22 protein-coding genes and 2 tRNA genes are annotated in these 25,900 nt (G+C 41.9%); 15 read left to right on the top strand and 9 right to left on the bottom strand.

What is annotated here, in order from left to right:
• The first annotated feature begins 66 nt into the window (after positions 1-66).
• From lpdA to pgaD, 7 genes are all read left to right on the top strand, one after another.
• Entirely contained in the window at positions 67-1,497 is a 1,431-nt protein-coding gene (gene lpdA / locus Q9R24_RS02365) for a dihydrolipoyl dehydrogenase (protein ID WP_004279436.1), read from the top strand.
• A gap of 170 nt (positions 1,498-1,667) precedes the next feature.
• Positions 1,668-2,834, top strand: coding sequence for an ADP-forming succinate--CoA ligase subunit beta (gene sucC, locus Q9R24_RS02360; RefSeq protein WP_311203637.1), 1,167 nt, complete (start codon positions 1,668-1,670; stop codon positions 2,832-2,834).
• 12 nt (positions 2,835-2,846) lie between these two features.
• A complete protein-coding gene (gene sucD, locus Q9R24_RS02355; protein ID WP_004646291.1) occupies positions 2,847-3,737 on the top strand; it encodes a succinate--CoA ligase subunit alpha in 891 nt (296 codons plus the stop codon).
• A gap of 199 nt (positions 3,738-3,936) precedes the next feature.
• Positions 3,937-6,390: a poly-beta-1,6 N-acetyl-D-glucosamine export porin PgaA gene (gene pgaA / locus Q9R24_RS02350; protein ID WP_311203636.1), complete on the top strand. Its 2,454-nt coding sequence runs from the start codon at positions 3,937-3,939 to the stop codon at positions 6,388-6,390.
• Complete coding sequence (gene pgaB / locus Q9R24_RS02345) at positions 6,390-8,210, top strand: poly-beta-1,6-N-acetyl-D-glucosamine N-deacetylase PgaB (RefSeq protein ID WP_311203635.1); 1,821 nt, start codon at positions 6,390-6,392, stop codon at positions 8,208-8,210. The genes pgaA and pgaB (Q9R24_RS02345) overlap by 1 nt, the downstream gene beginning before the upstream one ends.
• Positions 8,210-9,487, top strand: a complete 1,278-nt coding sequence (gene pgaC / locus Q9R24_RS02340) for a poly-beta-1,6-N-acetyl-D-glucosamine synthase (RefSeq protein WP_311203634.1) — start codon at positions 8,210-8,212, stop codon at positions 9,485-9,487. Before pgaB (Q9R24_RS02345) ends, pgaC begins: the two co-directional genes overlap by 1 nt.
• Positions 9,474-10,034: a poly-beta-1,6-N-acetyl-D-glucosamine biosynthesis protein PgaD gene (gene pgaD / locus Q9R24_RS02335; protein ID WP_311203633.1), complete on the top strand. Its 561-nt coding sequence runs from the start codon at positions 9,474-9,476 to the stop codon at positions 10,032-10,034. The genes pgaC and pgaD overlap by 14 nt, the downstream gene beginning before the upstream one ends.
• Here pgaD and pgaB (Q9R24_RS02330) read toward each other — a convergent pair.
• The 4 genes from pgaB (Q9R24_RS02330) to Q9R24_RS02315 all read right to left on the bottom strand — a co-directional run bounded on the left by pgaB (Q9R24_RS02330) (position 9,940) and on the right by Q9R24_RS02315 (position 14,707).
• Entirely contained in the window at positions 9,940-10,977 is a 1,038-nt protein-coding gene (pgaB, locus tag Q9R24_RS02330) for a poly-beta-1,6-N-acetyl-D-glucosamine N-deacetylase PgaB (protein ID WP_016806655.1), read from the bottom strand. The two genes, pgaD and pgaB (Q9R24_RS02330), sit on opposite strands and share 95 nt — an antisense overlap.
• A 480-nt stretch (positions 10,978-11,457) precedes the next feature.
• Positions 11,458-13,176, bottom strand: coding sequence for a flotillin family protein (locus Q9R24_RS02325; protein WP_311203632.1), 1,719 nt, complete (start codon positions 13,174-13,176; stop codon positions 11,458-11,460).
• A gap of 37 nt (positions 13,177-13,213) precedes the next feature.
• Positions 13,214-13,849 (bottom strand): YqiJ family protein, encoded by a 636-nt coding sequence (locus tag Q9R24_RS02320; protein WP_311203631.1) that lies wholly within the window; start codon positions 13,847-13,849, stop codon positions 13,214-13,216.
• A 315-nt stretch (positions 13,850-14,164) separates the two neighbouring features.
• Positions 14,165-14,707, bottom strand: a complete 543-nt coding sequence (locus Q9R24_RS02315) for a hypothetical protein (protein ID WP_311203630.1) — start codon at positions 14,705-14,707, stop codon at positions 14,165-14,167.
• 323 nt (positions 14,708-15,030) lie between these two features.
• On the opposite strand from Q9R24_RS02315, the gene cysD reads away from it, so the two are divergent.
• From cysD to Q9R24_RS02300, 3 genes are all read left to right on the top strand, one after another.
• Positions 15,031-15,945: a sulfate adenylyltransferase subunit CysD gene (cysD, locus tag Q9R24_RS02310; RefSeq protein ID WP_004730252.1), complete on the top strand. Its 915-nt coding sequence runs from the start codon at positions 15,031-15,033 to the stop codon at positions 15,943-15,945.
• Between the two features lie 165 nt (positions 15,946-16,110).
• Positions 16,111-17,727, top strand: a complete 1,617-nt coding sequence (gene cysN / locus Q9R24_RS02305) for a sulfate adenylyltransferase subunit CysN (RefSeq protein ID WP_253098973.1) — start codon at positions 16,111-16,113, stop codon at positions 17,725-17,727.
• 145 nt (positions 17,728-17,872) lie between these two features.
• Positions 17,873-18,145, top strand: coding sequence for a hypothetical protein (locus Q9R24_RS02300; RefSeq protein ID WP_004279462.1), 273 nt, complete (start codon positions 17,873-17,875; stop codon positions 18,143-18,145).
• 69 nt (positions 18,146-18,214) lie between these two features.
• On the opposite strand, the gene Q9R24_RS02295 is transcribed toward Q9R24_RS02300, so the two are convergent.
• Complete coding sequence (locus Q9R24_RS02295; protein WP_004646305.1) at positions 18,215-18,559, bottom strand: co-chaperone YbbN; 345 nt, start codon at positions 18,557-18,559, stop codon at positions 18,215-18,217.
• Between the two features lie 130 nt (positions 18,560-18,689).
• Here Q9R24_RS02295 and Q9R24_RS02290 point away from each other — a divergent pair, with 130 nt between their 5' ends.
• From Q9R24_RS02290 to Q9R24_RS02280, 3 genes are all read left to right on the top strand, one after another.
• Complete coding sequence (locus tag Q9R24_RS02290; protein ID WP_311203629.1) at positions 18,690-19,682, top strand: NAD(P)H-quinone oxidoreductase; 993 nt, start codon at positions 18,690-18,692, stop codon at positions 19,680-19,682.
• 214 nt (positions 19,683-19,896) lie between these two features.
• Positions 19,897-20,100: a hypothetical protein gene (locus Q9R24_RS02285; RefSeq protein ID WP_004646307.1), complete on the top strand. Its 204-nt coding sequence runs from the start codon at positions 19,897-19,899 to the stop codon at positions 20,098-20,100.
• A gap of 153 nt (positions 20,101-20,253) precedes the next feature.
• On the top strand, positions 20,254-21,156 hold the full coding sequence (locus tag Q9R24_RS02280) for a WYL domain-containing protein (protein WP_311203628.1): 903 nt from the start codon (positions 20,254-20,256) through the stop codon (positions 21,154-21,156).
• Between the two features lie 151 nt (positions 21,157-21,307).
• Here Q9R24_RS02280 and Q9R24_RS02275 read toward each other — a convergent pair.
• Both Q9R24_RS02275 and Q9R24_RS02270 read right to left on the bottom strand, forming a co-directional pair.
• A tRNA-Leu gene (locus Q9R24_RS02275) sits at positions 21,308-21,393 on the bottom strand.
• 10 nt (positions 21,394-21,403) lie between these two features.
• Positions 21,404-21,477 (bottom strand) — tRNA-Cys (locus tag Q9R24_RS02270).
• Positions 21,478-21,630: 153 nt separating this feature from the next.
• On the opposite strand from Q9R24_RS02270, the gene folD reads away from it, so the two are divergent.
• Positions 21,631-22,479 (top strand): bifunctional methylenetetrahydrofolate dehydrogenase/methenyltetrahydrofolate cyclohydrolase FolD, encoded by an 849-nt coding sequence (gene folD, locus Q9R24_RS02265; RefSeq protein ID WP_004646309.1) that lies wholly within the window; start codon positions 21,631-21,633, stop codon positions 22,477-22,479.
• A 135-nt stretch (positions 22,480-22,614) separates the two neighbouring features.
• Complete coding sequence (locus Q9R24_RS02260; protein ID WP_311203627.1) at positions 22,615-23,283, top strand: 50S ribosomal protein L11 methyltransferase; 669 nt, start codon at positions 22,615-22,617, stop codon at positions 23,281-23,283.
• Positions 23,284-23,356: 73 nt separating this feature from the next.
• Here the strand turns inward: Q9R24_RS02260 and Q9R24_RS02255 are convergent, their stop codons facing one another.
• Positions 23,357-23,779 (bottom strand): hypothetical protein, encoded by a 423-nt coding sequence (locus tag Q9R24_RS02255; RefSeq protein WP_004646311.1) that lies wholly within the window; start codon positions 23,777-23,779, stop codon positions 23,357-23,359.
• A 134-nt stretch (positions 23,780-23,913) separates the two neighbouring features.
• The gene (locus Q9R24_RS02250) at positions 23,914-25,743 is read right to left on the bottom strand and encodes a phosphoenolpyruvate carboxykinase (GTP) (protein WP_311203626.1); all 1,830 of its coding nucleotides are present in this window, start codon (positions 25,741-25,743) and stop codon (positions 23,914-23,916) included.
• Positions 25,744-25,900 lie beyond the last annotated feature (157 nt).

The raw sequence follows: 25,900 nt of genomic DNA, 5'->3' as shown, positions 1-25,900 counted from the left end.
TAAAAAGAGGGGAAGATCCCCCTTTGGAAAAGGGGGATTAATAAGGGGGATTAGTTGGAGATAAACATGTCTCAATTCGATTTAGTCGTAATTGGTGGTGGCCCGGGCGGCTACGAAGCAGCAATTCGTGCAGCTCAACTTGGTTTTAAAGTTGCGTGTATCGAAAAACGTATTCATAAAGGTAAACCATCTTTAGGTGGTACTTGCTTAAACGTCGGTTGTATCCCGTCTAAAGCTTTACTTGATTCTTCACATCGTTATGAAGATACAGTTCAACATCTAGATGACCATGGTATTACGACTGGTGAAGTTAAATTCGATCTTTCTAAAATGCTGGCTCGTAAAGACAAAGTTGTAGATCAATTGACTGGCGGTATCGATCAGTTACTTAAAGGTAATGGCATCGAGTGGTTAAAAGGTACGGGTAAACTGCTTGCAGGTAAAAAAGTAGAATTTGTTTCTCACGAAGGTGAAACTCAAGTTTTAGAGCCTAAATATGTGATTCTTGCGACGGGTTCTGTACCAGTAAATATTCCAGTGGCTCCTGTAGATCAAGACTTAATTGTTGATTCTACTGGCGCGCTTGAATTCCCAGAAGTACCTAAGCGTTTAGGTGTAATTGGTGCGGGCGTGATCGGTCTTGAGCTTGGTTCTGTATGGCGTCGTCTTGGTGCTGAAGTTGTTGTATTTGAAGCAATGGATGCATTCTTACCAATGGCTGATAAAGCATTGGCAAAAGACTTCCAAAAACTGTTGACTAAGCAAGGTATGGATATCCGTATCGGTGCAAAAGTTGCAGGTACTGAAATCAATGGTCGTGAAGTAACGGTTAAATATAACCAAGCTGGTGAAGACAAAACTGAAACTTTCGATAAATTGATCGTTTGTGTCGGTCGTCGCGCATATGCTGAAGGTTTATTGGCTGATGATTCAGGCATTAAATTGACTGAACGCGGTTTGGTTGAAGTCAACGATTGGTGTGCAACTTCAGTTGAAGGCGTATACGCAATTGGTGACTTGGTACGTGGTCCAATGCTTGCGCATAAAGCAATGGAAGAAGGCGTAATGGCGGTTGAGCGTATTCACGGTCATGCTGCACAAGTGAACTATGACACCATTATTTCTGTAATTTACACACATCCGGAAGCGGCGTGGGTAGGTTTAACAGAACAGCAAGCGACTGAAAAAGGTCACGAAGTTAAAACGGGTCAATTCGGTTTTGCTGTGAACGGTCGTGCTTTAGCTGCGGGTGAAGGTGCCGGTTTCGTGAAGTTTGTTGCTGATGCAAAAACGGATCGTTTACTCGGTATGCACGTGATTGGACCTGCTGCGTCTGATATCGTTCACCAAGGTATGATCGCGCTTGAGTTTGTATCTTCAGTTGAAGATCTTCAGTTGATGACTTTCGGTCACCCGACCTTCTCTGAAGTGGTACATGAAGCTGCACTTGCAGTTGATGGGCGTGCGATTCACGCGATCCAACGTAAGCGTAAGTAATTCGAAAAAAGAGCGACTTAGGTCGCTCTTTTTACATTTCATGGTTGTTTTTATTGGAACAATCATCTAAAAATAAAGATAACGATTTTAAGAAATGCTGGTACTGCTTTGACGGACGTCTGGGTGCTAGTGGGTTATAACAAGGCAAAGAAGTAATAAAAGGTTATTCAATGAATTTACATGAGTATCAAGCAAAAGCGCTATTAAAAAAATATGGTATGCCTGTACAGGAAGGGATACTTGCCACCAATGCCGATGAAACGGTACATGCTTTCGAGCAGTTGGGTGGAAAGTTTGCAGTATTAAAAGCGCAGGTGCATGCGGGTGGCCGGGGTAAGGCTGGTGGGGTAAAAGTGGTAAAATCGGCTGCCGAGGCTGCTGAATATGCCAACCAGATTATTGGTTCACGCTTGGTGACTTACCAGACTGATGCCAATGGTCAGCCGGTCAATAGCATTTTAGTCTCTGAGGATGTTTATCCGGTTGAGCGCGAGCTGTACTTGGGCGCAGTGGTGGATCGCTCGACTCGCCGCATCACTTTTATGGCATCGACTGAGGGTGGTGTTGAAATTGAGAAAGTGGCCGAAGAAACCCCTGAAAAAATTATTAAAGTTGAAGTTGATCCTTTAGTCGGTTTAATGCCATTTCAGGCACGCGAAGTTGCTTTTGCACTTAAACTCAAAGATGGACAAATTAATCAGTTTGTTAAAGTCATGAAGGCTGCTTATCAGGCATTTGTAGATAATGATTTTGCACTTTTCGAAATCAATCCGTTGTCTGTGCGTGAAAATGGCGACATTCTGTGTGTTGATGCCAAAATCGGAATTGATTCAAATGCGCTGTACCGTTTGCCTGAAGTGGCCGTATTACGTGATAAGTCTCAGGAAAATGAACGTGAGCTAAAAGCGTCTGAGTTTGATCTGAACTATGTAGCGTTGGAAGGTAACATTGGTTGTATGGTCAATGGTGCCGGTCTTGCCATGGCAACCATGGATATTATTAAGCTTTATGGCGGTCAACCAGCCAACTTCTTGGATGTGGGTGGTGGTGCAACCAAAGAGCGCGTGATTGAAGCCTTTAAAATTATCTTGGCAGATATTTCTGTGCAGGGTGTATTAATCAATATTTTTGGTGGAATTGTACGTTGTGACATGATTGCTGAAGCAATTATTGCAGCGGTTCAGGAAGTAAATGTGACAGTTCCTGTGGTTGTTCGCCTCGAAGGCAACAATGCGGAACTGGGTGCAAAATTACTGGATGAATCAGGTTTGAAATTGATTTCTGCACATGGTCTTGCTGACGCTGCAGAAAAAATCGTTGCTGCTGTAAAAGCTTAAGGAGTATCTAACATGAGCGTATTAGTTAATAAAGACACTAAAGTATTGGTACAGGGCTTTACAGGCAAAAACGGTACATTCCATTCTGAACAGGCTTTAGCCTACGGCACTAAAGTCGTGGGTGGTGTAACCCCGGGTAAAGGTGGTCAAACCCATTTAGAATTGCCTGTATTTAATACCATGCGTGAAGCAGTGAAAGAAACAGGTGCAGATGCTTCAGTGATTTATGTTCCGGCACCCTTTGTACTGGACTCTATTGTTGAAGCGGTTGATTCTGGCATTGAGTTAATTGTGGTAATTACTGAAGGTGTACCGACCATCGACATGCTCAAAGCCAAGCGTTATCTGGAAACCAATGGTAATGGCACACGTCTGATCGGGCCAAACTGTCCGGGTATTATTACGCCGGGTGAATGTAAAATCGGGATCATGCCGGGACATATTCATCAGCCCGGTAAAATCGGGATTATTTCACGTTCAGGCACACTGACTTATGAGGCTGTGGCGCAAACTACAAAACTCGGTTTAGGTCAGTCGACCTGTATCGGTATTGGTGGTGACCCGATTCCGGGCATGAACCAGATTGACTGCTTGAAACTGTTCCAGGAAGATCCACAAACTGAAGCTATCATTATGATTGGTGAGATTGGCGGTACTGCGGAAGAAGAAGCTGCGGAATATATTCAATCGAATGTGACTAAGCCAGTTGTTGGTTATATTGCGGGTGTGACTGCACCTAAAGGCAAACGTATGGGTCACGCAGGTGCGATTATTTCAGGTGGTAAGGGCACAGCAGAAGAAAAGTTTGCTGCCTTTGAGCGTGCGGGTATGGCGTATACACGTAGTCCAGCCGAACTTGGTTCAACCATGCTGCAAGTATTAAAAGATAAAGGTTTAGTATAATTGTAAATTTAAAGTTAATAAAATGCCCTCAATATTGTGGGCATTTTATTTTTAAAGTAGCTTAAAAATAAAATAGAAATAAACCATTCTTGATGATCCTATTTAAAAAATTAAAAAGATTTTTGTAATAGATATTGTGAATTAAATCACATTTATCTTATTATGGGGTTAATAATTATACTAATTTGAGAAAAATAACATGATCAATAGAACAATGATCATTCCTCTAAGTTGTTTTACGATTCTTATTTCACAACCGTTTAATACTCTCTTGGCCCAAGATATAAGTCATGAACGTGAGCAAGCTACTAGTCTAATTTATCAGGGGAAAATAGAAGATGGTTTAGAAAAACTAAAAAATATGCTTAAGGAAAATCCATCCGACCAAAAACTTTTGGCTGACTATATTGTATTGAGTTATAACAATGCACGTTTTAGCAAAACAGATCTAAAATATCTGCAACAGATTAAACCGGCAGAATTTCCTGAATATGCCCAGATTAATTTGATTAAGGCTTTGCGAGACCAAAAAGAATTTGGGTTGGCTCAGTCTTATATTCAGCAGTTTGCCAAACAAAGACCGGCATCCTATTGGAATGTCTGGTCAGGGGTAATTTATGCAGAGTCTCAACAAAAGGATCGTGCCAAACATGCACTTTCTCTAGTCTCTATTGATGGACTTTCGGCAGATTATTTGAGTCTCACGGCATATGCTTACCGATTACTGGAGATGCCGGTTGAATCTTTAGCAATTGCAAAGCGTGCTGTTCAGGCCAATGCTAATAACGAATCACACTCACAATATGTATTGGCTCTGCTAGCCAATAGTGATTATTTTACTGCTGATCAATATATTAAAAATCAACGGTTAGATATTAATCAGCCTCAATTAAAGCATGTCCTTAAGCTGAATGAGTTTTCTCAATATACGCAACAAGCAATTCAGTATTATCAGGTGGCTCATCAGCAGGATCGAGGATATCAGGCCAATCTGAAACTGGACGAAATCTTGCAGGAGATGAGAGCTTATGAAACTCAACTGCCGGATGATATCGATATTCGACGCCGATTTTACTATAACTATATTTATGCATTAAGTTTCAGAAATTTATCTTCAGAAGCACTTCTACAAATTCCTAAAGCTGAGCAGCCTGTAAAGGCGATGCCACCTTATGTGCGTCAGGCATTGGCTGCTGCTTATTTAAGAGAGCGTCAACCTAAGCAGGCAGAATCACTTTATACATCCTTATTGTCTGAAAAAAATTATGCCGATTATGAGGTTTATGAAGGTTTGTATTACAGCTTGGTCGAACAGGAGAAATTTCGTGAAGCAAATGACATTATTAACTTGATGGATCAGGTTTTGCCCACCTATCAATATAGTAATGCCAAAGGTGTAGACCGTACGACCCATAGTAACCGCTATGAATTTTATAATCTGAAAGGTCTAAATTATGCTTATCGCAATGAGTTAGATAAAGCAGAACACTATTTTGAAAATTTAGTCGATCATGCACCGAATCATGCGGTTTATTATAATAATCTTGCACAAGTACAACGTTGGCGTGAAAAACCTCAGCAATCTGAACACACGCTTACCCAGTGGAATGGCGTCGAGCCGGTTACTCAGTTTACCCGTATTAATCATATGCAAAATGCCCAAGCCTTATCCGATATTCAGGAATGGCGTAAAACATATACTTTTCTGGCAGAGCATGAGCCAGATGATACTGGGGTAATTGAAAGTTCAAAATTTTTAGGAGACCGTGATCGGGCTACTATTCAGCACTCTAGCAGCTTTTCAAAGAGTGAAGCAGATAATCCTGATATCTTGGGGCGCTTACAAGGGTCACGTGAAGTAGAAAGCTGGACCCGACTGAACAGTCCCTGGTTTGCTGATAATTTCCGTGGTTTCGTTGATCACCGTTACCGTTGGGCTAAATATGATTTTGGTAAGTTGGATGATCAGCGTATAGGCGTAGGAGCGGAATGGCTATCCAAACGTAAACATGCCACGCTTTTAGTTTCACAAACAACGGATGGTGATCGTCTTGGTGCACAATTGGGTTGGTCGCATTGGTTGAATGATCATTGGAACTATATGCTGGATTATAACAGTCAGGCAGCGATTCCTTTGCAGGCTCAAGATGAGTTTGACGGAAAATCTTATTTAGTAAATTTGAATTGGCAAGCACACGAATCGCGAAAGGCGGGACTCAGTTATGTCTATACCGATATCAATGATGGTAATTTACGTCAGGAATTAAGTGCATATTTTAAACAGCAGATTTTTCAAGGACCGAAGCATCAGACGGTAGCGACTCTAAGTGGCTATTATGGAAAAAATGATGTGCTGGATGTGTCCTATTTTAATCCTGAACATAGCAACAGTTTTGAGTTAAATATTGAGCATAACTGGCTGACCTGGCGTCATTATGAGCGTAATTTTAATCAAAAGTTGAGTGCTACGATTGGGGCATATAATCAGAAGAACTATTCAACTGAGCCGATTTATAACTTGAGCTATCAGCATGAGTGGCAGTTATCAAGGACTTGGAAAATGGATTATGGAATTGGCTACAGTGTACATCCATATGACGGAAATGATGAAGAAAAACTATATGCCGTCTTTGGTTTTGAGGGGCGATTCTAATGAAAATATTAATCAAAACCTTAGTTGCAGTATGTCTTAATACGATGATGTACTTGCCAATTTGCACTCATGCAGAAGGTACTGCAATTGAATTAAAAGAAAATCAATTTGTTACTTTAACTTTTCATGATGTGCGTGATGATATTGCCAAAAGCGGTGACCGCGATGTATATGCCATCAGTACTAAAAATTTAGGGCAATATTTAGCTTGGATGAAAAAGGAAGGTTGGACAGCAATCCGGCTAGAGGATGTGTGGCAAGCTCGTCAGAAACAGTACTCTCTACCTGAAAAAGCTGTTTTATTGAGCTTTGATGACGGTGCATTAAGTAGTTATAGTCGAGTATTTCCGTTATTAAAGCAATTTAATGTGCCTGCCGTATTTGCTATTCCAACCAGTTGGATTAATGGAAACACCAAAGATGCGTATGAGGCTTATGGAGCTGGTAACCTAATGAATTGGAACCAGATGCGGGAAATGCAAGCGAGTGGCTTGGTCGAGTTTGTTTCCCATTCAGATAATATGCATCACGGTGTTTTGGCAAATCCACAAATGAATATGCAGCCAGCGGCAATTACTCGTATATATAGCCCTGCCACCAGAAATTATGAGTCGGATAAGGCTTATGCTGCACGCGTCATTGCTGATTTAAAAAAATCAAAACAGATTCTGGATCAGGAATTGAACATTAATACTCGGGCAATTTTCTGGCCTTATGGGGCAGTTACTCCAGAAGCGGAGGCTTTGGCGAGAACAGCCGGTTTACCTATGTCTTTCAGTTTGGGATCAATTTCTTCATTGGCTGATTCTGTAAAGACTTATCAACGTGCCTTGGTGATGCTAAATCCAACCCCTGAAATTTTGCGTGAAGAGAAAATTGATTTCTTAACCTACGCACGATCACCTAACAGAATGAAAAAAACCTTTTTACGATTGGACTTAAATGAGCTTGTGACACCAAGCTATAGCGAATCAGATCAAAAATTGGGACAGCTCCTTGATCAAATCAACGCCTTTAAAAGTAATGTATTGGTACTACGTACTGTCGCTGATTTAGATGGCGATGGTAAGATTGATGTCAGCTATTTTCCAAATCGTCAGTTAAAAATGCAGCAGGATTTGCTAAATCGTACAGTCTGGCAGGCACGTACCCGTAGTGCACATAAAGTCTATGCAGAATTACCTTTGACTCTGGAAACTGAACAAAAATATGATTTGGCCGAGCTGACTGGGGATTTGGTCAAGAATAACAGTTCAATCGAAGGCCTTATGATTGAAACTGGGCAAACGCTGCGCTGTGCAATTGATCAGGCGATCTGGAGTGAAATATGTAAGACTAATCTACAGACTATTCTTAATATCAAAAACCGTACCAAGAATAAAGCCAGTTATTATGCCAATATCAGTAATAACTATCAGACCGCGTTAAAAATTAATGTGGGAGACAGCAAATTACTCGGATTAAAATCATTAATTGGCAGGATTCCAGACCATGCGGATTTTCTTTATTTAACAGTTGATCCTGTAAAGGATCCACATAGCTTCAAAGCACTGTTGACTGCAATTCAGAGCTTATCTGTCGAGGAGCGGGAACACTTGATTGTAAGCCTGCCAGTGGATACTTCAATAAAATCCTGGAATATTTATCAACAAGCGTATGCTCAGCTTAAAGCGCATTCTATCCAAAAACTTGCAATAAATAATTATCAATTTAGTAATGCAAAAGCGGTACATCAACAACTCTATAAAACACTGAGTCTGAATGATAGTCCATTGACTTACCGTGACCCGTTTGTGCAAATCACACAGGAGAAAAGGTAATGGAATGGATTAATCAATTACAGCTGAGTGACCTTTACTTTGGCTTTGCTTTTTTCTATCCACTCTTTATGGCATGGTTATGGATTGCAGGTGGAATCTGGTTTTATCTGAAACATGAGATCAAACAACCCATTATTCCTGAACCTTCAAAACAGGGCTGTAGCATTATTATTCCTTGTTTTAATGAAGCAGAGCAGGTGCGAGATACCATTCGCTTTACCATGCAAAGCCAATATCCAAATTTTGAGGTAATTGCAGTCAATGATGGCAGTACGGATGGTACAGGTAACATTCTGGATGAACTCGAAACCCAATATCCTCAGCTGAGAGTAGTGCATCTGGCAGAAAACCAAGGCAAGGCCTATGCATTAAGATCAGGTACGATGGTTAGTCAGTTTGAATATCTAATTTGTATTGATGGAGATGCTTTGTTGCATCCTCATTCGGTATTATGGATGATGCATCATCTGATCAAGTTTCCACGTGTTGGTGCAGTGACTGGTAATCCCCGAATCATTAACCGTTCCAGTATACTGGGTAAAATTCAGGTTGGAGAGTTTTCTTCAATTATTGGTTTGATCAAGCGGGCACAACGAACCTACGGACGTATTTTTACGGTTTCCGGTGCGATTGTCGGCTTTCGTAAGACTGCGTTGAACCGGATCGGTTACTGGCGTGATGATATGATCACTGAAGATATTGACGTGTCTTGGCGGCTGCAGTTCGATCATTGGGACTTGCAATATGTACCCAAAGCTTTGTGCTATATATATATGCCTGAAACTTTTAAAGGGCTCTGGAAGCAGCGTTTACGTTGGGCACAAGGTGGAATTGAAGTGTTATTTGCCTATATTCCTAAAATATTTAAATGGCGCTTACGTCGAATGTGGCCGATTGCTATTGAATCAATTATTAGCGTGATATGGGCTTATTTCATGTTTGGGATCATTGTATTGTATGTGTATGGAGTGTTTATGCCGCTTCCCGGGGAGTGGGCGATTCAGACTTTATTGCCGCAATGGTATGGTGTGGTTTTAGGTATCACTTGTCTAATCCAGTTTTTTGTGAGCCTTTATATTGATAGGTACTATGACAAAGACCGTATGCTAAGAAATTACTTCTGGGTGATCTGGTATCCCTTATTCTTTTGGATGATTACCATGTTGACCACAGTAGTTGCACTTCCTAAAACTATATTTAAAAAACAACAACGTGCACGATGGGTAAGTCCTGACCGTGGATTTCGACCTGAGGAAGAAGACTATGAACAACGTTAAAAATGAAAGAATAATAACAGATCTATCTCAACTGAAATTGCCGGAATATATTGATAAACCAGAATATGTTCGCCATAAAACAGTGGGCTATAGTTTAATAGGTTTAGGGTGGATATGCTGGATGTGGCTATTTATGCCACTCCTTACCCTAGGTCTATGGTGGTTTGAAGGTAGGACAGCAATCCATCAATTAGCAGCTGATCCGGTTACTCATGGCAATACGACCCTAGGAGATATTGCTATTCTAGTGGCTTGCTTTATTGTCAGTTTGTTTATCTGGGCAAGTTATAACTGGATCCGTTTCAAGGGGAACGAACGCCGTACTGCGCCTAAAGAAGTTAAATTTGATGAATTAGCCGCTTCTTTTGAAATTAGCCCAGTTGCTATTCATACCTTAAGTTCTGCCAAAAATATTACTCTATATTATTCTATACAGGGGAAACTGGTGGAATTTAGCGTGAATGATCCACTTGAAATACCGACTTTATCTCCACTGCCGCAGGATGTGCTTGCGCAAAGTCATCGGGATAATACCCGATATGCTTAACCCCGTGTTGTTGCAAAAAGTGGATGGTTTGTACTAGTTCTGAGGTAGCGATCTTCTGATTGCTACGCCAGTCTGTGGCCTGTAATTCAAAAATGGTACGATCCAAATCTGGATCGTACTTTTTGGATTGCTGAATTAAGTCTAAATAAAATTGGTGATGGTCGCCTGCCTGTTCCATATAAGGCATGGCCATAATGGCATTGTAATTATAATATCTTAAAGTGCTGCTCACGGACTGGCTAAACCATTTTTCACTTTCTGGCTGTAAGACGATAGGCGCGTAAGTATTTCGTGCTGTTAGTAATTGAGGACGATAATGTTGTAACAGACGAGTGATTCCTGCAGCCAATTGATCAAGATAAGCTGTTTTGGCTGCTGCAAAAGCAGATTGCTGTGGATGCTGTGGCTCTTCCAGTAACTTCAAGTCATATCCCCATTGTTGATAGACTTGCCGTGCTACTACTGAAGCATCTTCAAAATCATTTAACGTAATATCGTCGTGATATAGTACACCGTCTACAGCATTCTTCTGAATAAAGTCCTGAAAAATTTCTGCAATATATTTTAAATTCGTCGGGTCAAAGGGGGATAGCCGGATATAACCATGTGTTTTGTCCTGACTATGTTTAACATATTGTAGCTGATAGGATTTTGGTAGCTCCCAAGCTATTAAAGGCAGCCACGCATAGATCTGTTTGACCTGTGTATGTTGCCGGATCTGTTTTAGTAGTTCAGGAAATAAATTGGCCCGCATTGGAATATGCCGATTTTCAAAATAAACCAGATTAGCAGAACCATTGGCATCCGGATCAGCAAAAGCCTGTAAAAAAATAGTATTGGGCTGAATTTGTTGAATACGCTGGATCAAGGCTTGGATATTGGATTGTTGCTGTTGTTGGTCTGAATCAAAAATATAATCTAGGTCAATATGCATAATCCGCATCTGTTTAAGCTGCTTAGCCTTTTTAGTCTTAAACAATTTTTTTATATTTGTGGGTTGATTCAAATACGGCTCTATAATGACATTAATAGGATGAGAGGGAGAGTGAATTGCATTGGAATCTTCATGATTATTTGCACAGGCACTCATTGGAATACCTAGGCATGCCAAGAGGGTGAGTAGGAATTTTTTGTTATAGGTGGAAACTGAATAGTAGTAAGCCATTTTAGAATGCTACTTGAGACTATTAAGTTACTATAAGAATTTTTTTATAGAAGACCAAGTCTAGCAATCGATGAATCTCATAATTTCTGACGAACAGTCAATATCCAAATGGATGAAGTGAAGCAGTATATGATGTCAAACATCATCGGCTTCAAATCTTAATAAAGAAATAAATAAGATATATAAGCGTATATTGAAAATTATCCCCGAATAGGTATTAAAAAGGCGGCCAATGACCGCTTTTTTGAGTAAGTAATATTAGGCAGATGTACCAGTTTTGGCTTTAAGGCTCTGAGTCATGCCGTTGATATCACCACCTTGAATACCAAGCTCACTCATCAGACTGTCAATAAGCGGTGCTTGGCTACGATAACGTAGGGCGCTATTCACTACCTGATCTGATAGAGCAACATTACCATTCTCATGATGGGCATCTGCCTGACAGGCACCGGTATGACCGCCATGTAGGCCATTCACTTGGAGAATCTTGATATCATCAATATTTTCCATTGGCTTGACACTTTCCCGGATAATTTCAGGCAAGTATTTCAGCATGGCCAGACGAATCTGCATTTCGACCTGTTCATGTGACAGGACGTTATTGGCTTCATTGACCGCACGCGTACCTTCAGCATCCACCTGATACTGTTTTTCCATTGCCTGAGCCAGTAGGATTTTTGCATCCGCTTCACCCTTGGCTTTAAGGCGGACTTTTTCTGCTTCGGCTTCAGCCGCAATCCGCACAGCTTCTGCATCATCTGCTGCCGCCTGTTTGCCAGCTTCAGCAGCAACTGTAATTGCAATCGCATCTTTTTCAGCGTGTTCTTTGGCTGCGACCAGCTCAACTGCCTTTTGACGCTCTGCCTGCTGGATTTGACGTACGGTAATGACTTCTTCTTCCGCTTTTACCGCTTGTGCACGTGCCTGATCAGCTTGGGCTTTAGCTTCAGATTCAGCACGTGATTTTTCCGCAATAGCAATGGCGCGGTCCTGTTCAGCCAGTTCAATGGTTTTCTTTTGCTCGACCTGTGCTTTTTGAATCAGCTGAGCCTTTTGAATATTTTCATTTTCGACATCACGAGCGGCCAAAATACGCTTGAGTTCGACTTCTCGTTCAGCGGCAATTTGTGCTTCTTCTGCTTCACGTTTTTTGCCGGCTTCCTGAGCGGCAATTTCAGCCAGCTGTTCAGCACGGCGAATGGCAATTTCACGTTCTTGTTGCAGTTTGGCATATTCTTCTTCACGAATAATTTGCAGGCGCGCCTGTTCAGCTTCCAGATTTTTGGTTTTAATCGCCAGATCGGTATCCTGTTCAATATGGTTGCGCTTACGACGACGGTCTTCAATGGTTTCAGTGAGCTTGGTCAGACCTTCAGCATCAAACGCATTTTGCGGATTGAAGTATTTAAATCCGGTCTGATCCAGTCCAGTCAAGGAAACCGTTTCAAGCTCCAGACCATTTTTATGTAAATCTTCTGAAACGACTTGCTGAACTTTTTGCACGAAATCGACGCGTTTTTCATGCAGTTCTTCCATGGCCATTTCTGCCGCCACTGCGCGCAGTGAATCAACAAATTTACCTTCCACCAGATTTTTCAGTTCATTCGGTGACATGGTTTTTTGACCAAGGGTTTGTGCTGCGGTGGCAATTGAATCTGCGGTAGGCTTGACCCGTACATAGAATTCGGCCATGACATCGACCCGCATACGGTCACGGGTAATCAGTGCCTGATCATCAGCACGGCGGACTTCAAGACGTAGGGTGTTCATATTTACCGGAATAATTTCATGTAACACCGGAAGCACGATTGCGCCTCCACCTAAAATCACTTTTTCTCCACCCCAACCGGTACGCACAAAGGAAATTTCCTTGCTTGAACGACGGTATAAGCGTGCAATGATGAGACCGAAGGTCACCAGTGCCACAAAAATAATTCCCGCAATAATTAAAATATTATATAAATCAAATGTTAACATTGTTGTAAAGTCTCAATTGAGTGCTAGCTAAATAAAATTAAAGTGCAATGGCTTGAAAGCCGTTCTTGGTTTTGTGGGTTAGAACTACATTCTGGCCTTGATTTAAAACTTGATTGTTTTCTGGTTCGACCAGCACATAATGGGTCTGGCCATGTTGATCCCGGACTTTGGCTTGTGCGGGAGAATTCACTTTGGCATCTCCCAGAATAATGGTCGCGGTACGTCCGATGAGTTCATCGCTATGAATCGCAGAGGTTTCATCTTGGGGCAGGAGCTTACTGGCGGCCATGGCAAGAAAGCGCACCACAGGCATACACAGAAACAGGCAGGCTGGAGAAATCAGCCAGACGTTAAACAGCTGACTGGTCAGGCGCTCAAATATTCCCTGAATCAATAAACCGCTCAAGCCATAACTGGTCAGGAAAATGATTAGCCAGATAAATAAAGGCAGACGCCCCAGATATAACCAGTCAAATACTTTGCTGAAAACACCGGGAGACTGATCCGGGCTTATTTCCGGTTGCAGGGAATCTTCAGGTAAAAACTGTTCGAAGATATGCTGAGAGCCGCCGCCGAGCAGCAATAGAATACATTCTAGTGCAGCAAACATCAGCATTAGGCTCAGGCTAATACTAAATACGATATTTGATGGATGCGTAAACAGTTCCCACATTTCTTTATCTCTATAATTATGTTTTTAGGAAAAGTGTCTGAAAGTTTTTATTGATATAACGATAACAGTAATTGCTGATTTTGTATGCAAAAAAATAACAAAAAACCTTACAAACAAGGATTGAATATGTTGATTATTTAATATTTATTGAACTATTAAAATTAATAATAAACTATAAGAAGCTAACTGGATGTTTGAGCAAGTGATGCCATAGCGGCAATAGGAATTCTGAATAGCATGGCATTCTGTGTGTGCTTGCCTGAGAAAGGATAGAGATACATCGACCTGAGTATCTCCAAATTTTTCTGTTCAAGTTTAAAGTAGGGCAGTCTGAATCCGGACTTTCATATCTAGAGTCTGTTGCAGAATATACTGTTGCATCCATTTGACTTGTTCGCCCATAGGATTAATCTTGACTGCAGTATTCAGGAAGTCGAGATCAGGCTGCTTGAAAAGCTGCTTTTGCAAGGTTTGCTCCAAAATCTGACTGTTGGTTGTCAAAGGTAATGCCACTAGATAGAACGCTTTAGGATAATTATAAAAGGCATATAATAAGTTAAAGGCTTTTTGATCACCTTTGAGGTTGCCAGCACCAATTTCGTAAGCTGCGTTCTGGTTACTATAAGTAACGCCGATTAGAAATTCCCAATGACCTTCTTGCAAACGCAGACCAAACTGTAATCCAATTTGATCCGCGGTCAGCTCGTGTTGCAGATAGATATTTAAAGGCTTGCCATCATCACTGAAAGGTTCTTGCAAGACCAAAATATGTTGCTGGTGCTGATAAATATAACCAGCAAGCTGGGCCTGTTCCAGACGGGTTTTTACAGTGGTGAGATCAAAAGCGCTATAGGGCATAAATGAAGTATATCAAGAGGGAGAATTGAGTCTTACTCTAGTAATTTTTTAACTATTTGAGAACCACTACTTTAGATTATTTTCCTAGGATTTTATTGGTTTAGCGACAGGTTAATATATACCTCTACCACACAATATCATCGCTTGAATTGTGCAAATTATTGATTCATAAAAACTGATATTCATTATTGATGAATTTTTATATGAGCTTTTAATATATCAATATCATAAAACAAGCAATGGATAGGATAAGTAAATCACTATAATGAATATAAATTTTCAAAAGTGTCATAAGTACACGTTTTTCTAAGCTGGTGTTGTCCATGTCGTTAAATGAGGAAAGACTTACTCATCTCAAACAGCTTGAAGCTGAGAGTATTCATATCATCCGCGAAGTTGCTGCCGAGTTTGAAAATCCGGTCATGCTGTATTCGATTGGTAAAGATTCAGCGGTCATGCTGCATCTTGCGCTAAAAGCGTTCTACCCAGCAAAACTTCCATTTCCATTATTACATGTCGATACAGGCTGGAAGTTTAAAGACATGATCACTTTCCGGGACAATATGGCGAAAACCCATGGTTTCGATTTGATCGTGCATCAGAATAAAGAAGGGGTTGAGGCAGGTATTAACCCGTTCGACCACGGTAGTTCTAAATATACCGACATCATGAAAACTCAGGGCTTAAAACAGGCCCTGGATAAATACGGTTTTGATGCTGCTTTTGGTGGCGCGCGCCGTGATGAAGAAAAATCACGTGCCAAGGAACGTGTTTATTCATTCCGTGATTCGAAACATCGTTGGGATCCGAAAAACCAGCGTCCAGAACTTTGGAATCTTTACAACGGTAAAGTGAACAAGGGCGAAAGTATTCGTGTATTCCCATTATCTAACTGGACTGAGCTGGATATCTGGCAATACATCTATTTGGAAAGTATTCCATTAGTACCACTTTATTTGGCTGCAGAACGTCCTGTGGTTGAACGTAGTGGCACACTTATTATGGTTGATGATGAACGTATGCCTTTAAAAGAAGGTGAAGTTCCACAAATGAAATCGGTACGTTTCCGTACGTTGGGTTGTTATCCATTAACAGGTGCTGTGGAATCTACAGCCAATACCTTGCCGGAAATTATTCAGGAAATGTTGCTGGCAACCAGTTCTGAGCGTCAAGGTCGTATGATTGACCATGATGAAGCAGGCTCGATGGAGAAGAAGAAGCAGGAAGGCTACTTCTAATTTAATCTCCCCCCTTGCGCAGCAATGCTGCTCACCTCTTTAAAAAGAGGGGGAACTCCTAAATCAGAACGGAGATAAAGTCCCTCTTTATTAAAGAGGGATTTAGGGAGATTAAAAAAAGATTCAAAACAACCGATTTCTAAAGAATATGTGGAGCTTTGAGCGATGTCTCATCAATCTGATTTAATCAGCCAAGATATCTTGGGCTATCTGAAACAACATGAAAATAAAGACCTGTTGCGTTTCCTGACTTGCGGTAACGTGGACGATGGTAAATCGACGTTAATCGGTCGTCTGCTGTATGATTCAAAATTGATTTATGAAGATCAATTACAGGCCGTGACCCGTGACTCGAAGAAAGTCGGTACGACAGGTGATGCACCTGATTTGGCACTTCTGGTCGATGGTTTGCAAGCAGAGCGTGAGCAAGGTATTACCATTGATGTGGCCTATCGTTATTTCTCGACAGAAAAGCGTAAGTTCATCATCGCGGATACGCCGGGACATGAACAGTACACCCGTAACATGGCAACTGGTGCATCGACGTGTGATCTTGCGATCATTTTGATTGATGCGCGTTATGGCGTGCAAACCCAGACGCGTCGTCATACTTTTATTGCGAGTTTGCTCGGTATCAAAAACATCATTGTTGCAATCAACAAGATGGACTTGGTGGAATTCTCTGAAACACGTTTCAATGAAATCCAGGCTGAATATGCGGCATTCGTTGCACAATTGGGCGATCGCAAACCAAGCAATATCATCTTTACGCCTATTTCTGCATTGAATGGCGATAACGTGGTGAACAAGTCAGCCAATACGCCATGGTACACTGGTGAAACGCTGATGGGTACACTTGAATCGGTGGAAATTAACCGTAGTTCAGCGAAGCAGGATTTCCGTTTCCCTGTGCAATACGTGAACCGTCCAAACCTCGACTTCCGTGGTTTCTGCGGTACGATCGCACTTGGCGATATCAATGTTGGCGATACCGTAACAGCATTACCTTCTGGTAAATCATCGACTGTCAAAGAAATTGTCACTTTTGATGGCAATCTTGAGCATGCAGTTGCAGGTCAGGCAGTGACTTTAACGCTTAACGATGAAATTGATATTTCACGTGGTAACGTGTTAATTCGTGCGGATCAAGCTGTTCCAAATATTTCCCGTTCAGTTCAAGCGACTGTTGTGTGGATGGCAGATCAACCACTTGTACTGGGTAAGCTGTACAACATCAAGATTGGTACGCAAACCGTTCCGGCAAAAGTAACGGCAATTCATTACCGTACCAACGTTAACACATTGGAAAAAGTTCAGGTGGATAAACTTGAGCTAAATGCAATCGCCAATGTGACTGTTGAATTTGATGCACCAGTGGTCTTTGACCGTTATCAAGACAGCCGTTTCACCGGTTCGTTTATCTTCATCGATCGTTTGAATAACGTGACGATTGGTGCTGGTATGGTGGAAGAATCAGTTGAATGGTCTGCACACGATGAGCCTGTCACTGCAGAAGCACGTGCGGCACGTTTGGGTCAAAAACCTGCTGCGATGACTGTATCTGGTAAAGCTTTGGAAAATGCTCAGGCGCTAGAAAGCTTGCTGATTCAGCAAGGGATCGTTGCTATTGCTAAAGCAGGTTTGAATGCGGAGCAGGTTGCACTGGTTCGTGAAACTGGTGTGGTTGTGATTACCGATGCTGCTGAAGGTACAGACACGACTTTAACCGTAGATACAGTTGAAGAACTTGCTGAGAAGATTGTGGAATTGGTTCGTCTTTAAGACTGGACTGATTTGAAGAAACCCGCTGAAAAGCGGGTTTTTTATTGCCTAAATTTTGATTGCATGAAAATCATTCGATTAGTCAAAATGTGATCTTTCAATTTACTAGTCAATTAATACAATACTCCCTAGATTTGGGGAATATATGAAAAAATTAATATTGCTGGCTGGCTTGTGTGTGGCTTTTGGAGCTGAAGCCAAACAGAGCAGCCAAAGCGTTGAAGCAATCAAGCAAAAAATAATCCAGCAGTCGATTGAGAATTATCCGGGAAATTGTCCGTGTCCTTACAATACTGCAAGTAATGGTAGTCGTTGTGGTAAGCGTAGTGCTTATAATCGTGCAGGCGGATATGCGCCGCTGTGTTATCCGGAAGATGTGAGTGATCGAATGGTAAAGGAATATAAAGGGCGTAGTTAATTAAAGGCTCCGTATTTAGATAGTGAGCTAAAAGAAATATTTTTGTTAGATTTGGCTTCACATGGGTAATTATTCATAAGAATCATTGAGGACTAAGGCCAGAATTGCTTTCATTTCGGTTAAACTTTTCACGCCTGCAATCCTTTTAATAATTTCTCCATTTCTAAAAATAAGCGTAGAAGGCAAACCATAGGCATTATAGCGCAAGGTTAAAATCGGAGACTGATCCACATTGATCTTGCCAAATTTAACTTCAGGATTTACCTCAGCATAGTATGTCGCCAGTTCGGCAAAGACCGGAAAATTCTGAACACAGGGCTTGCACCAGTCTGCATAAAAGCGAATCACGGCAAAACCTTCAAACCACTCAAAATCACTGTAATTGTTTTCGTTATATTCGATCACTTGGGTCATGGTTGGCCTATTATCAATTTCCTGAATAGTCCCCCGATTATACATAAGTCCGATGTAGCTTCATTCCTCATGCTAACTATGTTCAAATAAGTCCAAGATATATGAAATGCATAGATTAGGGAAAGAAATCATGTCGCAACAAACCATGCAGCAAGTCATTATTACAGAACCAGGTGGTGTCGATAAACTCGCTTATGAAACGGTGACTTTACCTGAACCTAAAGCAGATGAAGTTCTGGTGAAAGTTCATGCCTTTGGTATTAACCGTCCAGATATCCTGCAGCGTCAAGGCTTATATCCGATGCCGAAAGGGGTAACGCCAGTTCCTGGCCTGGAAGTGGCAGGTGAGGTGGTTGCGATTGGTAGTGATGTAAGTCAGTTTAAAGTTGGTGATCAAGTCTGTGGTTTGACCAATGGTGGCGGTTATGCTGAATATTGCGTCATACCTGAAAGCCAGACCTTGAATATTCCTGAAGGCGTAAGTTTTGTACAGGCAGCGGCCATTCCTGAAACTTTCTTTACTGTATGGGCGAACGTGTTCCAGATGGGTAAGGCCAAAGCAGGGGAAACTGTACTGGTACATGGTGGAACGAGCGGGATTGGTACGACTGCTTTAATGTTGTGTAAATCACTCGGAATCAAAACTTTTGCAACTGTCGGTTCAGATGAAAAAGTTGCGGCTATTTCTGATTTAACCACGGCTATTAATTATAAAACTCAGGACTTTGAGCAAGTTATTAATGAAGCCACTGACAATGGTGGTGTCGATGTCATTTTAGATATGGTCGGTGCACCATATTTAGAGCGTAATTTGAATTTGTTGCGCCGTGATGGACGTCTGGTCTATATCGCTTTCTTGGGTGGTGCCAAGGCCAAAGAAGTCAAACTGGGTCAAATCATGATGAAACGTCTGACCATTACCGGTTCGACCATGCGTGCACGCAGCACGGCTGAAAAAGCGGAAATTGCACAAGGCCTGAAAGAGCAGATTACACCATTGTGGGCAAAAGGCGAATGTCTCCCGATGATCTATAAAACGTTTAAGTTCGATCAGATTCAGGATGCCCATGCCACAATGGATACTGGAGAGCATGTGGGTAAAGTTGTAGTTGAAATTATTTAATACGAGATAAGTGATTCAAAAAAAGCCAGTAATTTTACTGGCTTTTTTTAATTTTAAGTAAAATATTATTACAAATAAATATATAAAATCTTGAATAAAAATTAAAAATGTTAACTGTTCGACACAACCTGTCAATTATGACACGTAAATTGCATGTATAGATAATTCCGACCAAATGGTTAAACATTCACATGAATGTGAGAGGGAAAATAAGATGAAAATTATTTCAACAGCATATAGTTCAAAACATAGTTTAAGAGCATTACGACGTATTCATAAAATGATTATTCGCGGAACCATCAGCTGGGTAGAGTTACATAAAATGTATCGGGCGATGCTGCATCTGGAGCGTTATATAGAAAGATTAACAATACAAAATCGTCATTCAAGCAAGAAAGCATCCAGAAAATCCAAATAAGATCTTGTATTTTTAGGGTGAATAAAGGGTCAAGATCTGATGCAAAAAAATATCTTAGACTTTGTCCTAATATTATTCATTGATCGGCATTCAGTATAATCATTCAACATCTAGCGATAAATAAGTACATGAGAATGTATTAAGTGGGGATTTATGAAGCGCCCAGCTTCAACACATGAGCGTCTTGCAGAGCGTTTAGCCAGAATTTTGACCAAATTAAATATCGGATATCAACTCCGGGCTGCAGAGCTAGCTGCAGAATTTCAGGTCAGTACCCGCACCATTGAGCGTGATTTTGATCGTCTAGGCTCTTACTTGCCCTTACTTCAAGATGAACAGAAACGATATTATCTGGAACCCTCTTATTTAGGGCGGTTTAAATTGCAGGATATCCAGACTTTTGCCCAGCTTTCGGGGATCAGTGAGTTGTATCCGGCGTTGGATATGTCTTTTATGCGTGAACTGCTGGGTGAGCGGGCAAATCAGGTATTTTCGGCAAAAGGCTATTATTTTGAAGATGCCAAACAGTTTGCCGAACATTTCAAGTTGCTTGCAAGCGCAATCTATAAACGTCAGCAGGTTGAGTTGCAATATTCAGATCAATTGCGAATCATTAAGCCTTATCGCTTGATTCACCATCATGGTATCTGGTATCTGGTGGGGGTAGATCAGGACAAGTTGCGCACTTATCGCTTAAGTCAGGTGCAACAGCTCAAGCTGGTTTCTGAAGCAGAGAGCTTTGCGCATGATCCTGAAGTGCTGAAAATGCTGGCAGATGAAGACAGCATCTGGTTTGGGCAGCAAAAGCAGCAAGTCTTAATCAAGGTACAACCTGAAGTCAGGGTTTTTTTTAAAGAGCGCCGTTTATTTCCAGAACAGCAGATCGAGCAGGAAGCCGAGACTGGAGAGTTAGTGATCAGTTGCCAGATTCGTCACGAAATGCAGTTGTTGCCTTTGGTGCGTTACTGGTTGCCCTATGTGAAAATTATTGAGCCGATTCATTTTCAGCAGAAACTGGAACAGGATTTGCAAGGATATTTACGTTCTGCTGGATAATATTGAGAAAGCAGAGCAGGGTGGCCTGATTAATGATGACGCTGTAAATAGGAATTTAATTTACTTATTTTTTGATTAACTAAATTACAGGCATAAAAAAACCAGCTTTCGCTGGGTTCTTTATTTGCACCATCTTTCTATAGTAGAAGAATGGTGCCCGAGGCCAGACTCGAACTGGCACGCTTTGTGGGCGGGGGATTTTAAATCCCCTGTGTCTACCGATTTCACCACTCGGGCTTTAACAAGATGGAGGCGGAGGTCGGAATCGAACCGGCGTCCACGGAGTTGCAGTCCGCTGCATGACCACTCTGCCACCCCGCCGCGTCTTGTTGATGCGTATATTAGCAAGCTCAGAAAAAAAAACAATAGTGTATTCATCTGTATGCGCATAAAAACATCATCTGGCGGAAAATATTTAAATTATTCATGTAGAATGTGCAAAATTGATTCATATCAACACTTGGGAGAAGTGCCGTGGCATTAGTTCTAGACGGTCGTGCATTGGCGAAGCAAATTGAAGCTGACTTGTTTACTCGCGTAGAAGCGCTGAAAGCAAAATCAGGTCGTACTCCAATTCTTGCGACGATTTTGGTAGGTGACGATGGTGCATCTGCAACTTATGTTCGCATGAAAGGCAATGCCTGCCGCCGTGTTGGTATGGATTCACTCAAAGTGGAACTTCCTAAAGAAACCACAACTGAAGAATTATTGGCTGAAATTGAAAAATTAAATGCAAATCCTGATGTGCACGGTATTCTGCTTCAGCACCCGGTTCCTGCGCAAATTGATGAGCGTGCCTGTTTCGATGCAATCTCGCTTGAAAAAGACGTAGATGGTGTCACTTGCCTGGGCTATGGTCGTATGGCAATGGGTGAGGCAGCCTATGGTTCAGCGACGCCTGCGGGTATTATGACTATCCTGAAAGAGAACAACATTGAAATCGCTGGTAAACATGCGGTAGTTGTAGGTCGTTCTGCAATTTTGGGTAAACCAATGGCTGCGATGCTGCTAGAAGCGAATGCAACCGTAACCATTTGCCATTCACGTACTCAAGATCTTGCAAGCTTTGTTAAGCAAGCAGATATCATTGTCGGTGCGGTAGGTAAAGCAGAATTAATTCAAAAAGACTGGATCAAACAAGGTGCAGTGGTTGTTGATGCTGGTTTCCATCCACGTGATGGCGGTGGTGTTGGTGATATCCAACTTGTTGGCATTGAAGAAATTGCTTCTGCTTACACACCAGTTCCGGGTGGTGTAGGTCCAATGACGATTACCACTTTAATCCGTCAAACGGTTGAAGCTGCTGAAAAAGCTTTAGGTTAATCAAATCCTCCCTAACCCTCCTTTTTCAAAGGAGGGAACTCTGATCACTATTTTTGGATGGAGTTTCCCCCTCTTTTTTAAAGAGGGGCTAGGGGAGATTCTTCAAAGACATTAATACTAATTAAAAGAAATCTAATGAGCTGCACCTTCCGACTCCCTCAAGCCCCAGAACATCTACTAAAAGCCTTGCATGATGTGATTCCACACTGTGAGCTACATGCACAGCAATTGCCGGATACACCCATTTCCCTGTGGCTGATTCCGCCAGTATTCCCAACAGATAAGCTGGATGATGATGTGATTCGTCGCATTTGGAATGATACACCATACTGGATCTTTTGCTGGGCCTCAGGCTTGGCGATGGCGCAGTGGCTATTGGCAGAGCCGCATCATGTTAAAGACAAAGTAGTTTTGGATTTTGGGGCGGGATCGGGCGTAGTTGCCATTGCGGCGAAAATGGCAGGTGCAAAACGTGTGATCTGCTGTGATATCGATCAAGTTAGTCTAGATGCCTGTCGTGCCAATGCAGAGCTAAATGATGTCGAGCTTGAATATCTGGATGACATATATAAGGCAGAGAAAGTGGATATTTTATTAGCCGCAGATGTGCTCTATGATCAATGTAACCGTTTCTTCCTGGATGAGTTTTTAAAATTTGCACCTGAGGTGTGGGTTGCAGACAGTCGGGTAAAAAACTTTAGTCATCCTCAATATGAAAAACTGGATGAGCGTAGTGCGACGACCTGGCCGGATTTGGATGAATCGCCCGAATTTCGTAATGTCAGTTTCTATAAAACACGTTAAATTTAAAAAATCAAAAAGGGCACTAGGCCCTTTTTGATTGTCTTACTCTGATTAAGTAACTAAGTATCAGATATTAAGAACAGGTATAACGAATAACCCGCATGGTCGTAGGGCGGGCTTCTAAAGCTTCGCGTGCACCCGGGTTCTCGCTATTATGTAAATCAGGCGTATTGCTCAAGCTGATTTGCGTGCGGCTATTACCCAGTTGGCGGCCATAGTTTTCCTGTTCCGCAGTTGGATTGGAAATTTCATTGGTGCTTAAAATCTGGATGTTGTAAGTTTTGGAATTTCCTAATACGTGTCTGCAAGCGGCTTGCAAGCGATTTTCATCCTGGCTTGGTCGTCCTGAGAGGGTGTAGCTCAAGGTTGCTGTATTGCCTGAACGTTCCAGAATTTCATAGCCACTTTGTCCATTGAATTGATGGGGTGTGGTCTGACATGCACTCAGTACGAAACTGCTCGCAGCCATAGCCAAAATTACTGTTGTTCTTTTCATATTTATAGTTCCTGAAGTCTTGGCTTAAGTATGCCATATTTTGCTTAAACTGCTGCTCTGGTCAATTGTGATCAATTGTTTAAACAGCCAATAAAAAAGGCCGCTTACGCGACCTTTTTTAATTAAATCAGCAATTAAGCAGATTTAACCGCAGCAATAAGTTCTGCTTGACGAGTTTTTAACGCTTCCGGTAAACGCTCACCTAACTTATCGAACAATTCAGTATGGCTTTCAAGCTCTTTGATCCATTGATCTTTGTCTTGAGAAGTTACTAGGTCAAACTGTTCTTTAGTGAAGTCAGAACCAGTCCAGTTCAGCTGTTCGTAAGTAGGAACTAGGCCGATTGGTGTTTCAACAGCATCAGCACGACCTTCACAACGGTCAATGATCCACTCAAGAACACGCATGTTTTGACCGAAACCAGGCCATACGAAGTTGCCTTCAGCATCACGACGGAACCAGTTCACGTTGTAGATACCTGGAAGTTTGTTGCCAGCAGCAGCAGCTTTCGCACCCACTTGCTCACCCATTTCTAACCAGTGCGTGAAGTAATCTGCCATGTTGTAGCCCGCGAATGGAAGCATCGCGAACGGGTCACGACGAACAACACCTTGTTGACCAACAGCAGCAGCAGTTGTTTCAGAGCCCATCGTTGCAGCTTTGTAAACACCGTCAACCCAGTCAAATGCTTCTGAAATTAGAGGCACAGTGTCTGCACGGCGACCACCGAAGATGAACGCAGAAATTGGCACGCCAGCTGGATTTTCCCAGTCAGCGTCAATAGAAGGGCATTGACCAGCTGCAACTGTGAAACGAGCATTTGGATGCGCTGCTTTTTCTTCGCCAGTGTGTGGTTGACCTTTCCAGTTAGTCAGGTTGGCAGGCGCTTCTTTAGTCAGACCTTCCCACCATACTTCACCGTTGTCAGTCACAGCGACGTTTGTATAAATCACGTCTTTGTGCATGGTTGCCATACAGTTCGGGTTGGTCTTGGTGTTGGTACCAGGCGCTACACCGAAGAAGCCAGCTTCAGGGTTGATTGCATATAAGCGACCGTCTTCACCTGGTTTGATCCAAGCAATATCGTCACCTACAGTTTCAATCTTCCAGCCTTCATAGCCTGCTGGTGGAATCAACATAGCGAAGTTTGTTTTACCACATGCAGATGGGAATGCAGCTGCGATGTAGTGTTTTTCGCCTTGTGGATTGGTCACGCCAAGGATCAGCATGTGTTCAGCTAACCAGCCTTGTTGACGACCCATAAATGATGCAATACGTAATGCCAGGCATTTTTTACCCAACAATGCGTTACCGCCATAACCAGAACCATAAGACCAGATCTCACGAGTTTCTGGGTAATGCACGATGTATTTTTCTTTGTTGCAAGGCCATGCAACATCTTTTTCGCCGTTCGCAAGCGGAGCACCTACAGTGTGTACGCAAGGAACGTATTCACCGTCAGTACCAAGAACGTCATAAACAGCTTTACCCATACGAGCCATTTTAGACATGCTTACTGCAACGTAAGGAGAGTCAGTTAACTCGATACCGATATGAGCGATATGAGAACCCAATGGACCCATTGAGAATGGAACCACATAAAGTGTACGACCTGCCATTGAACCGTCAAATAAATCGTTCAATTTTTCGCGCATGACAGCAGGTGCTTCCCAGTTGTTGGTCGCGCCAGCATCGTCTTTGTTTTCAGAACAGATGTAAGTACGATCTTCAACACGTGCTACGTCAGAAGGATCAGAATTTGCAAGATAAGAACCAGGATGAGTTTCTTGATTCAGCGCTTGCATTGTGCCGTTAGCGATCATCAAGTCGATATAACGTTGATATTCTTCTGCGCTACCGTCACACCATTCAATTTTTGCTGGTTTTGTTAATTTAGCAATCTCTTCCACCCAAGCAATAAGCTTAGGGTGACGAACGAATTCTGGTGCGTTCACTTGGGTCATGGTGAGGCCTATCTCAAATGTGTACAAATTAGATGTACAAAGTACAATCCGAGCAATAAAAAATATCGCCCAGATGAAATATGAAAAAAAGTGGCTGTATTAAAGCATAAAATGATAAAAAAAATAAGACCAAAGAAGTGCTAGATTTCTTTTGGAA

The sequence above is a fragment of the Acinetobacter sp. RRD8 genome, from assembly GCF_031844225.1.
GTDB lineage: Bacteria > Pseudomonadota > Gammaproteobacteria > Pseudomonadales > Moraxellaceae > Acinetobacter.
The sequence above is the reverse complement of the archived record's forward strand: the minus strand, read 5'-3'. Positions and strand labels throughout refer to the sequence as shown.